At 40.7% G+C, this 16,186-nt stretch carries 13 protein-coding genes; 8 read left to right on the top strand and 5 right to left on the bottom strand.

Annotated features, from left to right (window positions below; genetic code table 11):
- The first annotated feature begins 64 nt into the window (after nucleotides 1–64).
- The 4 genes from drmA to CEG13_RS09420 all read left to right on the top strand — a co-directional run bounded on the left by drmA (nucleotide 65) and on the right by CEG13_RS09420 (nucleotide 7,568).
- Nucleotides 65–3,403, top strand: a complete 3,339-nt coding sequence (drmA, locus tag CEG13_RS09435) for a DISARM system helicase DrmA (RefSeq protein ID WP_204758486.1) — start codon at nucleotides 65–67, stop codon at nucleotides 3,401–3,403.
- Between the two features lie 18 nt (nucleotides 3,404–3,421).
- On the top strand, nucleotides 3,422–5,239 hold the full coding sequence (gene drmB / locus CEG13_RS09430; RefSeq protein WP_100011631.1) for a DrmB family protein: 1,818 nt from the start codon (nucleotides 3,422–3,424) through the stop codon (nucleotides 5,237–5,239).
- A complete protein-coding gene (locus tag CEG13_RS09425) occupies nucleotides 5,226–6,017 on the top strand; it encodes a phospholipase D-like domain-containing protein (protein ID WP_100011630.1) in 792 nt (263 codons plus the stop codon). Before drmB ends, CEG13_RS09425 begins: the two co-directional genes overlap by 14 nt.
- 87 nt (nucleotides 6,018–6,104) lie before the next feature.
- Nucleotides 6,105–7,568 (top strand): DNA cytosine methyltransferase, encoded by a 1,464-nt coding sequence (locus CEG13_RS09420; protein WP_100011629.1) that lies wholly within the window; start codon nucleotides 6,105–6,107, stop codon nucleotides 7,566–7,568.
- A 24-nt stretch (nucleotides 7,569–7,592) separates the two neighbouring features.
- Here the strand turns inward: CEG13_RS09420 and CEG13_RS09415 are convergent, their stop codons facing one another.
- Entirely contained in the window at nucleotides 7,593–8,006 is a 414-nt protein-coding gene (locus CEG13_RS09415) for a very short patch repair endonuclease (RefSeq protein ID WP_100011628.1), read from the bottom strand.
- Between the two features lie 337 nt (nucleotides 8,007–8,343).
- Here CEG13_RS09415 and CEG13_RS09410 point away from each other — a divergent pair, with 337 nt between their 5' ends.
- Nucleotides 8,344–9,759 carry a PQQ-dependent sugar dehydrogenase gene (locus CEG13_RS09410; protein ID WP_100011627.1) on the top strand — a complete coding sequence of 472 codons (1,416 nt, stop codon included), beginning with the start codon at nucleotides 8,344–8,346 and terminating at the stop codon, nucleotides 9,757–9,759.
- On the opposite strand, the gene CEG13_RS09405 is transcribed toward CEG13_RS09410, so the two are convergent.
- The 4 genes from CEG13_RS09405 to CEG13_RS09390 all read right to left on the bottom strand — a co-directional run bounded on the left by CEG13_RS09405 (nucleotide 9,760) and on the right by CEG13_RS09390 (nucleotide 12,600).
- Entirely contained in the window at nucleotides 9,760–10,248 is a 489-nt protein-coding gene (locus CEG13_RS09405) for a hypothetical protein (RefSeq protein WP_239984611.1), read from the bottom strand.
- Nucleotides 10,249–10,509: 261 nt separating this feature from the next.
- Nucleotides 10,510–10,848 (bottom strand): hypothetical protein, encoded by a 339-nt coding sequence (locus tag CEG13_RS18740; RefSeq protein ID WP_100011626.1) that lies wholly within the window; start codon nucleotides 10,846–10,848, stop codon nucleotides 10,510–10,512.
- 545 nt (nucleotides 10,849–11,393) lie between these two features.
- Nucleotides 11,394–11,573, bottom strand: a complete 180-nt coding sequence (locus CEG13_RS09395) for a hypothetical protein (RefSeq protein WP_100011625.1) — start codon at nucleotides 11,571–11,573, stop codon at nucleotides 11,394–11,396.
- Between the two features lie 172 nt (nucleotides 11,574–11,745).
- Nucleotides 11,746–12,600, bottom strand: a complete 855-nt coding sequence (locus CEG13_RS09390) for a MurR/RpiR family transcriptional regulator (protein ID WP_100011624.1) — start codon at nucleotides 12,598–12,600, stop codon at nucleotides 11,746–11,748.
- Nucleotides 12,601–12,735: 135 nt separating this feature from the next.
- On the opposite strand from CEG13_RS09390, the gene gnd reads away from it, so the two are divergent.
- Genes gnd through CEG13_RS09375 form a run of 3 tightly spaced genes read left to right on the top strand, consistent with a single transcriptional unit; the run spans nucleotide 12,736 to nucleotide 16,176 of the window.
- Nucleotides 12,736–13,632, top strand: a complete 897-nt coding sequence (gnd, locus tag CEG13_RS09385; protein ID WP_100011623.1) for a phosphogluconate dehydrogenase (NAD(+)-dependent, decarboxylating) — start codon at nucleotides 12,736–12,738, stop codon at nucleotides 13,630–13,632.
- Nucleotides 13,633–13,647: 15 nt separating this feature from the next.
- A complete protein-coding gene (gntK, locus tag CEG13_RS09380; protein ID WP_100011622.1) occupies nucleotides 13,648–15,198 on the top strand; it encodes a gluconokinase in 1,551 nt (516 codons plus the stop codon).
- Between the two features lie 24 nt (nucleotides 15,199–15,222).
- Nucleotides 15,223–16,176, top strand: a complete 954-nt coding sequence (locus CEG13_RS09375) for a sugar kinase (RefSeq protein WP_100011621.1) — start codon at nucleotides 15,223–15,225, stop codon at nucleotides 16,174–16,176.
- Nucleotides 16,177–16,186: the final 10 nt, after the last annotated feature.

Raw genomic sequence — 16,186 nt, 5'->3', positions numbered from 1 at the left:
CCCTTTATTAGTACTAATAATTTGGTAAAATAGTTTTAGAAACGATAAATTAGGGAGTGGTAAAGTGAAGTCTTCAGAAAAAAATGCAAGAGGGGAACTTTTAGATCGCCTCCGATATGACCTTATTGGACCGGAGAGCAAACAAGAAGAGTTGAAAATTAAACCATTGCAAAAATACATGGCTGGAATTTTGTGGCCGATGAAATCGGGTATTGCAACTGTTGAAGATGAGAATGAAAATATTTTAGGAAGAGATACTTCGAAAGAAACTGTTGAATCTATAGCTCCACTGGCTAAGGCAATGAATCCTTCAGCTATTGGTATTTCATTTTTAGTGGATAAAAAGAACCCTAATTTATTGATAGATGTCAGTTTTGGAATGTATGAAGAAACCGGAGACAATCATTGGAAAAGGTACGTATATGAACTAAGTAATTTTGAAATAGATTTGACAAATAGATTGGGTAGTAAGGATTTTGTTTGTGTTAACCGTCTTGATTCCAAGGATGATAAAACAAAAGAATCCATTAAACTTGAGTGGTTGGTAAGAAAATATAAGAATTGTTATGCAGTGAGTATGTTTATTGTGAACCGTTACACACAGCAACCGGACGAACACACAATTGATCATAAATGTGTGTTTCAGCCAAAATTACTTGTTAAAAGTAAAATTGACAAATCGATTATGCAGCGAAGTGCATTTTCGAACAATGAGAAGGGATTTCAGGATGGCGATACAAGGTCTGACGAATTGCTTTACCGTGATGAAGCGGTTTATGGTGTTGGCCATAATATAGCGGTTAATTGGTATGATATTGATTCTACTTTAAAAAGATCGGGAAAACTGGAAACAGAAATTATTCCTGCATATGAAGTGCCAATGGTTATTCCTCCTAAGTGGAAATTAGGTGGAACTTTGGACATGAGACTGCTTGCAGAAAAGACTTCCCCCATGCAGATAGTGAATGCCCTTCGTCCGTTATTAGATGCATACGGGCAATGGATAGATGATAGAACAAAGGAAGTAAAAGAGATAAAAGAAGTCCACAGGCAAACAGCAAGGGAACACATAAAAAAGTGTCAATTATCATTGAGTAGAATGGAAAAAGGCCTCGCAGAACTAAAGAATGATAAAGATGCATTTTCGTCTTTTATTTTTGCAAATAAGGTGATGGCCGCACAGCGTGCACATACTGTTGCCGCAGAACAAGGTATTAAACCATCCGAAGTTTCTGCAACATGGCGTCCCTTTCAAATTGCGTTTGTTTTGCAAAATATAAAAGGAGTTGTTGCCCCTGAATCTGAGGACAGGAAAATTGCTGATTTACTATGGTTTCCTACTGGTGGTGGTAAAACAGAGGCATATCTGGGGTTGGCAGCATTTACCTTAGGATATAGAAGATTAATGAAGTTAAATGATTATCGAACAGATGTTGGTGTTTCTGTTATTATGAGATACACGCTAAGGCTGTTGACTGTACAGCAATTTCAACGAGCTACTGCAATGATTTGTGCTTGTGAAGAAATACGGAGGAAGTCTCCTGAAATATGGGGGGAAACGCCATTTAGAATAGGTTTATGGGTAGGCCAAAAGAGTGTGCCCAATAACTTTGACGATGCAAAAAAGGTGATAAGTACAAGGGTAGATGCAATTAATAAAGGACAGAAGGACTTTTATGTAGATCAGTCAAAAGGAACGCCGGTACAGCTTGTAACATGCCCTTGGTGCGGATATGAACTTATCAATGGCAAAAAGCCAAAAACATTTTTGAGCACATACAAATATAAAGATAAAAAGAGAAGGATTTTTATCTGCTGCCCAAATAGAGAGTGTTCTTTCCACAGGCTCAATTCAAATAATGAGGGGTTGCCGGTATTGGTCACGGATGAAGAAATCTATCGTCTGTTACCCGATTTGGTTATAGGGACCGTTGATAAATTTGCAAGAATGCCTTGGCAGCCGGAAATACAGAATTTGTTTGGTAAGGTAAAAGGAGAAATTCCGGAATGGGGTTTTATTTCCAATGGACATTCAAAAAATGAAAAAGATAATGCTAGAAACGTTGCAGGTTCATTGGATTTAGTAAATGAGAGGGTGATCCATCCGCCGAATTTAATTATTCAAGACGAACTCCATTTAATTTCAGGGCCATTAGGTACTATGGTTGGCCTATATGAAACTGCAGTTGATTATTTATGTTCAGTAGAATCGGGTAATAATGTAATTGGCCCAAAAATAGTTGCTTCAACGGCAACCATCAGGAATGCTAATAAACAAATAGAAGGCCTATACTGCAGGGAAACGCAGATTTTTCCCAGCCCGGGACTTACTCATAAGGATTCGTTCTTCGCTAAGCAAAGACCAATTGGTGAGATGCCAGGCCGTTTGTATGTTGGATTATTTGCCCCTGGGAGAAGTATGAAGACAATATTGCTGAGGGCCTACGCAAACATGCTGGCAAGTGTTACCCAAATGGACCAAAAATATAAACCGGAACACTTAGATCCCTATTATACGCTGGTTGGCTATTTTAACAGTTTAAGAGAACTTGGAGGAGCTGTTCGCTTAATTGAAGATGACGTGCCTGCAAGAATGAATACGCTTGAAAATCAGTTTGGACCTGAAAACAGTTATCAATTTTCCAAAAGACCATTGGAACGTGATGTACCGGAACTGACGAGTCGTATTGATTCAGGGGATATACCGAAATTGTTATCACGTTTACAACAGGTTTATTATAATAAAGAAGAAACAAAAATGAAGCCGATTGATGTTCTGTTAGCCAGTAATATGATATCAGTTGGAGTTGATGTATCCCGTCTTGGGTTAATGGTGGTTAATGGGCAACCTAAGGCAACTGCTGAGTATATTCAGTCGACAAGTAGGGTTGGGAGGCAAAATCCGGGATTAGTTATAACAACCTACAATTGGGCAAGACCGCGGGATATATCGCATTATGAAGAGTTTTATGCTTACCATTCAGCCCTGTACAGGTATGTGGAACCAATAAGTGTAACCCCTTTTGCATCACGTGCCAGAGATAGAGGTTTGGCGGCTGTATTGGTTTCCATGTTAAGACTTGGTGAAAGTGAATTGACCGAAAACAAATCAGCCGGTGAATTTAAAAAAATAGACAGTGTTTCTGATAAGATTTTGGACCTGTTTATAAAAAGAGCCGACCAAATGAACTTATCAACAGATGCCATTCAGGAACACCTTGAAGAACTTATTGGAAAATGGGAGGATGATGCAACCAGAAGTAAGTTAAAATATAGTAATTCTAAATCGGAGAGAGAATCCAACCTGTTGTATCCAATTGGCGGTAAAGAAACGGAAGGAACTTTTAAAACACCCAATTCGATGAGAGATGTAGAAGCAACAGCAGGCATTTATCTTGGATAAAAGAAGGGGCTGAATTGTATGAGAAATAAAGTAGGTGAATTAAGACCCAGCCAATTTATAACTACTTTTGGACCGGGTTCAATCGTTGATTTGCCTGATTATTCCGTTATGGTTGCAGGTACTGATAAATGGGATAATATAGATGTTTCCAAGTCAAAGGATATAGATGAACCGAGAATAAAAAGAAAGTTAAAGATAAATCAAATAAAGTCTATCCCAACAAATACCGGTTCTGATGGGCACAGTGTTGGAACAATACCTTCCTATCGTTTCCCGGAATATCATGTTTGCCCAAATTGCAGGAAGTTGGGAAAGCGGAATGGAAATGACTTTTTTGAGCAAGACGGAGCGCTATATTGTAAAAACCCTGATAGGGAAAATGGTCCCTGTCCCAAGGTTAAAACACATCCGGTACGTTTTATAACTGCATGTGAGAATGGACATGTTGATGATTTTCCCTGGGAGTTTTATGTACACAAAGGAACAAATTACGATGCCAAGAAATGTAAACTCTATTTGGAAGATAGTGGTCAAACAGGATCTTTGAAAGACCTGATAGTGCAGTGTACAACTTGTGAGAAAGATAGATCGATTAGCGAAGCACTGTCTAATAATAAGATTTTGGGAAAATGTACAGGAAGAAGGCCATGGCTGAAAGATAAAGAACCAGATTGTGAGAAGAATAGAAAATTACTACTACGCGGGGCATCAAATATTTATTTTTCTTCTTTGGAAAGTTCCATTGTTATTCCTTCTTCAAAGGCGGATGAAAATCTTGATCAATTTGTGAAGGATAATATTGATTTTAATGATGAAGAACTTATGAATGACAGGGACTTTTTTAATAAATATTACAAGAGAAACGCGGACATTAACAGGATTGGTCTTGAAAAGGTCTGGGGAATCGTTCAGAGACTTAAAAATGTATCTTCCCCTGAAGAGGAAGACTTAAAAAAACCGGAGTACGAAGCCTTGTTGATGGAACAATATAATTACGAAGGTATTGATTTTGAAACGAAACAAGAAGACGTACCATACAGGTACAGTGGTTTAATTTCTAATTTGGTAAAAGTAAAAAGGTTAAAGGAAGTAATGGTGTTAAAAGGATTTACACGAATTCACCCAGCTCCAGACGTAACTGCAAGGTTGTCAAAGGAATATGATGAAAAAGACGATGAATCAAATGAACAAGTAAAGTTTGCACCGTTAAGTGCTGAAAGGCTTAATTGGCTGCCGGGAGTAGAAACATACGGAGAAGGTATCTTCCTGACGCTTAATAATGATAGATTGAAAGATTGGGAGCGAAAATTTGAGGAGTACGAGAATTCTGTGGAGCGTGCCCATAGAAAAATCTATTTGGAACGGGATATGCCGGAAGAAGCAATTCCTCCATTTCAAGGGATACGTTATATACTGTTACATACTCTTTCACATGCATTGATGAGAGAATTAACTCTTCATTCGGGATATTCTTCATCTGCGTTGAAAGAAAGAATATATTCAGACAACCAAAACGGAATGGCTGGTATATTGATATATACATCTACTGTTGACTCGGAAGGAAGTCTTGGAGGCCTTGTAGAGTTGGGAAGTACTGACAAGTTTGAATCTATTATGGCAAGGGCTTTGGCTGCTGCTAGATATTGCTCAGGGGATCCTCAATGCGCTGAACACGATGCTCAGGCATTAACAGATGTAAATGGTGCAGCATGCCATAGCTGTATGCTTATAGCCGAAACTTCCTGTGAGAATTCAAACAGGTATTTGGATCGTTCAATAATGGTAGAGACTGTTGCAAATTATCAAAGAGAGTTTTTTAAGAATGAGAACGAGTAAAAAACTGCAGAAAAAAATAGTTCATTTTGTATCTGTGTTAGTCAAAAATAATAATCAACAACTATTTGACACATTAGTTCTAAAACTGAAAGAGAATGAGCTGGCAAAAGGTTATGAACAGATTTGCTATGCCTTAAATTTTCCTTTTGAATTGGATTATTTAATATATGAAGTCTTTGAGGAAGCTAATGAAAATGGGTGGAAATCTTCAGATTTAGTCAACAGCTTAGAGATTGCCTATCAAGCAGCAGTTTATCAGTTGAATTCTCAGCCTGGGATTACACCAGTTTGGACAGGTCCGACTTTTGATACGAGTTTTATCCAATTTCAAACATATGAAACTGTAAAACAATTGATTGGTTCTGCGAAGAACGAGATATTTATTGTAGGCTATAACTTCTCATTCAAGCAAGAAATTATTCGAACGTTGTTAAAAGAGTTAGAAAGTGCTGCTGAAAGAAAATGCCGAATCAACATAATAGTTAATGATAAAGAAGAAAATTATAATGAAATTAGGCTTAATTGGAGTAAAGAGCAGTATTTACTAAACATTTATAGCTGGAAGGGCACGGACCAGAATGATTATGCAAGTCTGCATGCCAAGCTTTTAATTATCGATCAAAAAAAATTATTTCTTACCTCAGCCAATTTTTCTTATCACGGGTTTATGAGAAATATTGAAACCGGGATTGTTATTGAAAACCATGATGTTATCCGTGAAATTTGGATGCAATATCATTCATTACTAAGGAATAACCAAATTAAAAAAGTATATTAGATATTAGGACTTTTCTTGTTAAACCTGTTATTATAGGAGAAGATAGGTATAGTGCGGATTAATAAGTAAAATTAAAGGAAGAAAATTATGAAAAAAACATTAAAGGTACTTGATTTATTTGCGGGTGGTGGCGGGTTTTCCACCGGTTTTTTACAAGTAAATCAGAATCAGCCAGATTATAAATTTGAAATCACGAAGGCTGTTGAAATTGATCCTGCAGCCTGTGACACTCTACGTGGGCATCTGGGCGTTGACAAAGTCATTCAAGGCGACATCACTTGCTCTTCGGTTAAGGAGGAAATCTATAAATCTTGCGCTGATATAGACGTTATTATTGGTGGCCCTCCATGCCAGACATTTTCGTTAGCGGGTCCGGCGAGGTCTGGTACTAAGGAAATGAGGGAAAAATTGAAGAATGACCCCAGGAATACATTATACAAACACTTTTTTGAGATAGTTGATAAACTAGAACCAGATTTCGTTGTGTTTGAGAATGTAGAGGGCATGTTATCAAAGAAAGTTGAGGAAGTTGGATTAAAAGGTAAACAGGTACAAGTTATTGAGTTAATCTGTGATGAATTGGGATCCAAAGGTTATACAACAAATATTGAAAATAGCATATTGGACAGGTTTCAAGTTTTAAATGCGGCAGATTTTGGAGTACCCCAACATAGAAAAAGGATAATAATAATTGCTAATAGATTAGGCTTGGATAATCCCAATATTAAACCTACTCACGGTGGTAAAAGAGTACCGTACAATACAGTTAAGGCTATCAGGCATTTACCCCTACGTTTGCCTGAAATTTCGCTCCCGAAAAACCTTAAAAATATAGATGTTCTCAAATCAAATTACAAAAAGATCCTTGAATTGTTTATGAAGAAAATAGGGGACTTGGCAATAAACGAGGCAGATGCAGATAATAAACTGAGGTTAGAAAAACTGTATCAAAGACTAAATGTGGAATTTGTATCAATTGTTGGGAAACGAAACTATAAAATACAGGGTTTGAAAAGGTTTTTAAATTTATATAACGAATTAATTATTGAATATGGGATTAATAATTTTGAAGAGGATCAATTGTTAACTAATCATCAGTCAAGGGTGCATAATTTTCGTGATGTTATAATCTTTATTGAAACTAAGCCGGGAAGTAATTCATCACGTTTTATGAATACTAAGTCCGATGATTATAATGAGTTGTTGGACTATCTTTACCCTTATGATAAAAGTAAGCATAAGGATACTTATGTAAAGCATTGCTGGGATAAACCATCTAATACAATTTTGGCCCATATGGAAAAGGATGGTCTTAAATTTATCCATCCAGACCAACCCAGGACGCTTACCCCGTACGAAGCACAGTTGTTGCAATCTTTTCCGAATGACTACGTTTTTCACGGTGGACGCAATGATCAGTACCGGCAGATTGGTAATGCTGTACCACCAAAATTGGCGGCAGTCATTGGCGAATCTATATTAGAGACAAAGAAGTTAAAGAAAATGATAAAAGAAGATAAGAGCGAACTTAAGGAGTATGCGCAGGTTTGAAATAACACCTGGCAAATAAAGGGCTTATATTTGAGCCCTTTTTATAAACTGAGAGAGTTCTTCAATAACTTTGTCAAAATCACTTTTTATTTCATGCTCCCATATTCTTTTTATATTCCAATTGTTTTCTTCATAATAATTATTGATCTTCTTATCACGATCCACGTTACTTTCAAGTTTATTTTTCCAGAAAACGGTATTTGTTTTTGGTATGTTTCCGTGAATAGGACATTGATGCCAGAAACAAGAGTCTATAAAAATGACTACTTTGTATTTTTTTATTGATATATCAGGTTTTCCGAAAAGATTTTGTGTATTTCTTCTGAATCTAAATCTTTTTTTCCATAGTTCACTTGAGACTTTGTTTTCAAGCTTGGAAATAGATTTTATAGCCTTCATGTTTTTTCTTCTTTGTTCTTTGGTCATAATGTCAGCCACGGTTTTTACTCCTTTCCATAACTTTAACTCTACTCAGCGGTATTAAGCTTCCATATTACTATCCCCTTTCACTACTATAATTGAAACAAAGTTAAGAAGGGTATTACCACTTTTTGGCTGAAGTTGATTAATTAGTCATTTTAACATACAGGGAAACAAGAATCCCCTATTGAGGCATACCATTATATGTCTTAGCGGTTGTCTTTTTTAAATATTTTGACCGCAATCCATCTCCCATCAAAATTTCCTCCTTCCCCCACCCCACCCAATATCCAGTACTTACAAAACAATCCCAATCATATTCTGATAAAGAGCCCATAAGAAGGAGGTCAACTTCTTGAAAAACGTGAAGGTTAGCTTACGGCCCATTGTAAGCAATATAAATTTACCCACCGTTATGAAGTCAGCTATGCTTCCAGGTGACGCAATGGAAAGGTTATTTATTGCTACCCAGGTAGGAGAAATCTTTTGCATAGGAAACGGAGAAATCCGAACGTTTTTGGATATCAGGCAGCGGGTCCTGGAACTTGGTACAGCTAATGGCGGGTATGATGAGCGGGGGTTGCTCGGGATGGCGTTTCATCCGGCATTTTATTATAACGGTTTGTTTTACCTTCATTATTCTGCCGCTGGAACACAAGGTCCGGGTGCGCCTCTTGCATCTTTTATTCCTGATCCGTGTGATCCCGAGAACTTGCACAACACGTGGACAAATAGAGAGGCGCAGTATGACCATATTGATACCGTTGAGGAATGGGGATTGCAATCAAATGGTCAGCCGCAAATGCGACGGACATTACTTAACGTAAGAAGACCGTTCGCTAATCATAATGGTGTTAATAGTTTAAGCTTTTCACCTGAGACAGGAAAACTTGTTTTAACAACCGGGGATGGCGGATCAGGCTATGATCCATTCAATTTGAGCCAGGATGATAGGGAAATATGCGGAAAAATAATTGAAATTGATGTAGCTCAGCTTACATCTGTCAAACATCCACCCATCGTCACACGTTTTCATGAACTGCCTGCTCAGGTTCAGGAGACACTTACGGTGATTGCCAAGGGGGTGCGCAATTCACCGGGTATTTCTTTTCAAAGGTATGATGATCAGTATATGAAATATGTGGGGAATGTCGGACAGGAGCTGGTAGAGTCCATTTTTTCATTCGCGTCTTATCAACCAATCCCTGTTTCCCATATTGTTCAAGCCTCGGGAATAAACGCAGAACTCGATCTGGAAGGATTTATCAACCTTGGCTGGCGGGGATGGGAAGGTGATTTGCCAACGATGATTTTAAGGGAGTGCAATCATAATCCGGATTTAGATGAGAAAACCATTGCTTATTACGATGAAGCAATTAAGACGTCAGTGAAGCGGATTCAGCCGTTAACCAGCTATTATCATCAGGACCCCCGACCCGACAAGTTTGCGGGAACTGCACTTACAGGGGTTCAAGCCTATATGGGGAGAGACATTACCGCTTTAACGGGAAGCGTTGTATTTACCGATATTTTCCGGACGGATAACTCCCAAACTCCTGCCAGAGGGGTTTTAGCTTATACTAAGGCGCGTCCGGATGGTAAACAGAGTGATTTTCATGTGATTGATACCGAATATGATTTTGGGTCTGAATCAGCTTATTTTGTCAGTCTGGGAACGAATCCGGACCAGAGCCGATTATATTTAGGCGTTTATGGATCGATGAATGTGACGGATTTTAACCAAGGCACTGTTTTTGAAATTGTACCATGACTAAATCATCATCCTTTTTAACCTGTGAAAGAGGATGAAAGAAATTTCAACCCATAACCAGCTGTAAAGGAAAGTAAATAAAAAAATACTTCCAGCTGCAAGAAATGAAAAGGACCCAGAAACAACTGGACCTAAAATAGGAAAATGAAAAATATACAAGAGACTCATAATCCCCAATACTAAAACAATAGCGCCAGCAGCAATGATACTTATTCTCTTCCTGAAAAAGGAAAAAGAGGCCCCGATGCCAAGCCCTAATAATCCCGTTGTAAAAGGAAATATAATCAGCTCCGTCGGCTGCAGGATGAATAACAGCATCATTGTCAGGAAATAGGCCATGACCCCAAACGGAATGGAAAACATAGCACATAACAGAATAGGCGCAGTGGCAAGCGGACTTAAAAAATACCCGATCCCCGGCAAAAAGCCGCCAGCTGACTGAAAAACAGCAGCAAAACAGGCAAAAATAGATACTAAAATGAGCTTCATCGTTCTTTTGTGGACACTGAATTTACTTTGGAATAAACGAACCTCATCAGAAACAGGTTTTAAAAATTACACCCTTCCACCTCCAATAAATGATTGATTCGTTACTATTGTATGTGTTGTTTATTGGAGGAGGAACATGGTGTGTTTGTCATGGGGATGAATAGAAGGCACGGTTCAACTATGCACAAGAAGTATAATAGAAATATCCGATCATCCTTACGATGGTCGGATATTTTTAACGCTATTATTTTTCTGGACAATTCAATAATAATAATACGGCCCACCATAATACGGCCCAGGCCCATAATAGTAGTAACCTGGATACGGCCCATAATAACCACCTGGTGGTCCAGGAGGTCCGGGCGGCCCGGGTGGCCCGGGCTGTCCCGGAAACAAATAAGCACCTAATAATCCACCGGCCAAACCACCAACAAATGGCGCAAACCAGAAGCGCTCATCGTTGTAAACAGGGGCGCCATCCTCTAAACGATAACTTGGATAATAACCATAAGGTGCATTCCAATCAATCATATTCGGCTGATAAGAGACTAGCTGCTGCGTTTCATTATTAAGCGGCTCATCGTTAAATTGATTGTTCATAAACATCCCTCTTTTCCCATTCCCTATATAGCAATATATGCAGTATCGTGGGCTAGCGTTCAATGTGCTGATTATGGTCTGCGAGGATGCCCGAATGAGTGACACTCTAAAGTCATCTACGCCTCTCTATGATAGAAACACTTTCCTGATTCACATGTATCGCTCCCTGTGAAGTCAATCATTGCGAAAGGAGAAAGCTTATTTAAATTAGGAAAAACGGATGAAATTGATCAAAAGTTTGAAGAATTTTTAAGCGGCAGCAGAATAATCTTTGGGTTTATATTAACTGGGTAGATTTATATAATCCAGCACTGAAAAGATCGGAAGGAAATTAAGAAAGGGCATGGTGGGTAACGTTAATATATCAAATCTCATAATAGAGCCATCTTTTGTTTAATGAAGTTAACTATCATGTTTATTTGTGTTGTTTCCTGAGCGTGATGAACAGAGAAACCAGTGAAATAATAATGGCTGAAACCGACAATACAATGATCCAGGTTGTCATCATTAATCCCATCTTTCTTGTTTTTTTATGTATAAAGCCGTTATAATGAAAGTACAATATGGAGAACGAGGGAAATTAATTCCCTTGCTCGTGCAAGATGCAGACTATCGCTGTCCAGGGCGATGGTCTTTTTTCTCTTGGTGCTGAGTAGCGTGATTGTTAAATTAACCAACGCTGTGATCAATCCAACAATAGCTGCGATCAATGCCACAATCTCCATATTTAACACCCCCTTTCAGTTGGGGGATGCGTTTATTATAGCATAAAAGGAAAATATGTTCTATTTTGAACGCTGTAAATTACGTCCGCAAATATTTAATGGAAAATAAGCAAATTTTAATGAAAGAAGTTCGCTCATCAATTTTGCTTACCACCTATATTCGCTTGTCTTCTCACAACCGCTTCAAACTAATCCCGCTCCGCATATTCTGTAGCGCCTTTTTCCCCACTTCCTTATTCGCAATCATGACATTGGTGTAAAGCGCATCGATGATGGACAGCTGGCCGATTCTGGATGATAATGCTTCAGATCGAAAGTCGGTCTCTTCTGCAACCGTATATAATGATATGTCTGCTTCCTCGGTGAGAGGAGATTTTGCAAAATTTGTTATTGCTACGGTCATTACCTCATTTTCCTTTAAAACTTGCAGGACATCCAGCATGTCTTTTGTGGAACCTGTATGTGAAATGACAATGGCAAGATCCTCATCCTTCAGCTGGGATGCGGACATAATTTGCATATGGGAATCGAGCGTTGCATTGACATGAATGCCGCTGCGTATAAATTTATGATATCCATCCATTGCTACAAGGGCAGACCCGCCACTGCCGAAGAATTCCACTTTCCTGGCCCGAATAATGGCTTCGACTGTTTTTTCAATCATCGCTTCATCCGATATGTGAAGCGTATCCTCAATCGTTTTGATATTGGAGCGGAAAACTTTTTCCGTGACGGTTCCGGTACTATCATCTTCATCTATTTTCTCATGAATATCTTTCATTGGTGTGACTACCTCTGCAGCAAGAGCAATCTTCATGGCCTGAAACCCCTTGAAGCCAATACGCTGGCAGAAACGAAAAACGGTGGACTCTGCCACACCCAATTCTTCGGCTACCTGGTTAATGGTATGGTGAATGATGTTTTGGGGATTCTCTAAAATATAGTCAGCAATTAATTTTTCCTTATCCCTGAATTTACCATAATTGCTTCGTATGCTTGCAAGACAGTGCTGGTTATTGTTTGCCATAAGAATTTCTCCTCACGTTTCACATTTACTTTCATTATAAAGGAAAATTATTTTTTTAAAACCCTTGCATACGGAATTTTTTTTGATATAATCGTTCATATACGGAAATTCATTTCACAAATATTGGAGGACATCATGGAAATAGGGATGATAGGCCTCGGCAAGATGGGTCTTAATTTAACATTGAATTTATTGGATCACGAACATAAGGTGATCGGTTTTGATAAGAATACGGCTTCATCTGAAAGCGTCACCAATGATAATTTTCATCTGGCAGCGACACTGACAGAATTGGTGGAAAGCCTGCCAGCACCCAGGAAAATATGGCTGATGGTTCCGGCTGGAGAGGTTACCACGGCAGTCATCGATGAATTGACGCCACTGCTGGAAAAAGGCGATATGCTGATTGACGGCGGAAATTCCAATTATAAGGACACATTGAAGCGTGCTCAAATCTTAGGCGAACGGGGAATTTATTTCTTTGATTGCGGGACGAGTGGCGGCGTGGACGGTGCCAGAGAAGGAGCATGCACCATGATTGGCGGCGATGCGGAAAAATTTAAGGAGATTGAGCCGCTGTTTCAGGACGTTTCGATCGGGAATGGATATCTTTATACCGGAAAATGCGGGAGCGGACATTTTTTGAAGATGGTGCATAATGGCATGGAATATGGCATGATGCAGGCAATTGGAGAAGGGTTCGACATCCTCGAAAAAAGTGAATTTGACTATGATTATGAACAGGTTGCCAGAGTGTTTAACCATGGTTCGGTCATCCGGTCCTGGCTGATGGAATTGACGGAAAGCGCTTTTGCCAAAGATGCCAATCTGGACGACATTCGTGGTGTGATGAATTCCTCCGGGGAAGGCAAGTGGACGGTCGAAACAGCACTCGATTTACAGGCGGCAGCCCCGGTGATTGCGCTGTCACTGATGATGAGGTACCGCTCACAGGAAAATGATACATTTTCGGGAAAGGTTGTTGCAGCATTGCGCAATGAGTTTGGCGGACATGAAGTTGTGAAGAAGTAGCAAGGAGGAAGACCGATGAAGCAGCAAGACTTATATCTGGGCGTGGACATTGGAACCACGAGTACAAAAGCGGTTCTGTACCGGAAAAGCGGGGAAGTGGAGGCGTCCCATACCATCAATTATCCGCTCCATACACCGGATACGCTGGTGGCTGAACAGGATCCGGAAGAGATATTCCATGCGGTGCTGGGAGTGATCCGGGAGACAGTCTGGAAAGGCAATGTTTCTGCCGGTGAACTTCGTCTGATTTCATTCAGCTCGGCCATGCACAGTTTGATTGCGATTGGTGACAATGATGAATTGTTGACGAACAGCATTACATGGGCGGATACACGGGCAGCTGACTATGCCCGGAAGATTAAAGAAGAACATGATGGCCATGAGATCTATTTGCGGACCGGAACCCCCATTCACCCCATGTCTCCGCTGGCAAAACTGGTTTGGATGAGACATGAGGAGCCCGAGATCTTCAGCAAGGCACGGAAATTTATTTCGATTAAAGAATATGTTTTTCATCAACTTTTTGGAGAGTATGTGGTCGATTATTCGATGGCATCTGCTACCGGATTGTTTCATTTGCAAACGCTTGACTGGGATGAGGCAGCACTTGACTTGGCGGGTATTTCACCAAAGCAGTTGTCGGAGATTGTTCCGACCGTTCATCAGATGAGCGGAGTGAATGAAGAATACCGTACATACATGGGGATTGATGCGGATGTTCCGTTCGTTATCGGCGCAACGGATGGCGTTCTGTCAAATCTCGGGGTGAATGCGATGGAAGAAGGTGTCATTGCGGTCACCATTGGGACGAGCGGAGCCATTCGGACCGTTTATAGTGAGCCAAAAACGGATCCAAAAGGACGGATTTTCTGCTATGCGCTGACGGAAAAACATTGGGTCATTGGCGGACCGGTCAACAATGGCGGGATTATTTTACGGTGGCTCCGGGATGAGTTCGCTGCCGCGGAAGTGGAAACAGCCAAGCGGTTGGCGATTGACCCGTATGATGTGCTGACCAAAATTGCGTCCGGTGTGAATCCCGGCGCGGATGGGCTGATTTTTCACCCGTACTTAAAAGGAGAGCGTGCGCCAATCTGGAATGCCAATGCGCGCGGATCGTTTTTCGGCTTGAGCATTCATCATAAGAAAGAGCACATGATCCGGGCGGTGCTGGAAGGTACCCTTTACAACCTGTACTCGGTGCTCTTGGCGCTTGAAGAATTGACCGGTGAGCCGAAAAGTATTCAGGCTACAGGCGGTTTTGCCCGGTCGGAAACGTGGCGGCAAATGATGGCCGATATTTTCGACAAGCCCGTCATTGTTCCGGAAAGCTTTGAAAGTTCCTGTCTCGGTGCTGTTGTCCTTGGCATGTACGCGACCGGTGAAATTGACGATTTCAGCATTGTTTCGGAAATGATTGGTCAGACGAACACACATTATCCGGAGGCGGAAACAACAAATGTTTACCGGGAATTGCTGCCAATTTATATCCGGCTTTCCCGGCTCTTGACCGAGGAATATGAAAGCATCGCAGCGTTTCAGGAAAAACATTTAGGTGAGGATTGACGGCCAGCGAAAGAGGTGATGTTGATGGATGTTGTGACACTTGGCGAAACCATGGCGCTTTTCAGCCCGGAAAGTCCCGGTCCAATGCGGTATGCTGATCGTTTTTCAGCGCGGATTGCTGGTGCCGAATCGAACGTGGCAATTGGCCTTTCACGTCTCGGGTCTGAGTCTGGGTGGATCAGCCGAGTTGGCAATGACGAATTCGGTAAAAAAATCCGTGCGTTTATTCGCGGGGAAGGTGTTGATGTCAGTCGGGTAACCTTTGATGAAACGGCTGATACCGGTCTTTTTTTCAAGGAAAAACTCAGCCCCGGTGAATGGCGGGTGAAGTATTACCGGAAAGGTTCAGCGGCAAGCAAAATGAAGCCGGAAGATATCGATGAATCCTACATTGCCGGTGCGAAATTTTTGCATGTGACTGGAATTACACCAGCTCTGAGTGATAGCTGTTATGAATCCGTTTTAACTGCTATTGACTATGCGAAAAGACATAATGTGACTGTCGTTTTTGATCCGAATGTAAGGCGAAAACTTTGGCCGGAAGAAAGGGCAAGGACCGTTTTGCTTGAGTTGAGTTCAAAAGCCGACATCGTACTGCCGGGAATGGATGAGGCGAAATTTCTCTTTGGAGAGGGTTCGCCGGAAAAATTGGCGCAACGATTTCAGGAACATGGCCCAACCGTTGTCATTATGAAACTGGGCAAGGAAGGTGCTTATTATCTGGACCGGGATATGGATGGTTATGCAGAAGGGTTCAGCGTTTCCGAGGTTGTCGATCCGGTCGGTGCCGGGGACGGGTTCTCTGCCGGTTTTCTATCGGGATTGCTTGATGGATTGGATGTACCTGAAGCAGTACAACGAGCGAATGCCGTTGGAGCAATGGTGACGATGGCAGCTGGTGATGTGGAAGGATTACCGGAAAAAGAACGCCTCCTGGACTTTATGGATAACCGGGAACATGGCGATGTCGAACGATAAGGAGCCGATT

Origin of the sequence: Lentibacillus sediminis (genome assembly GCF_002763455.1) — a bacterium.
Classification (GTDB): domain Bacteria; phylum Bacillota; class Bacilli; order Bacillales; family Amphibacillaceae; genus Lentibacillus_D; species Lentibacillus_D sediminis_A.
Note: the sequence above shows the minus strand (reverse complement) of the source record. Positions and strands in the feature narration are given on the sequence as shown.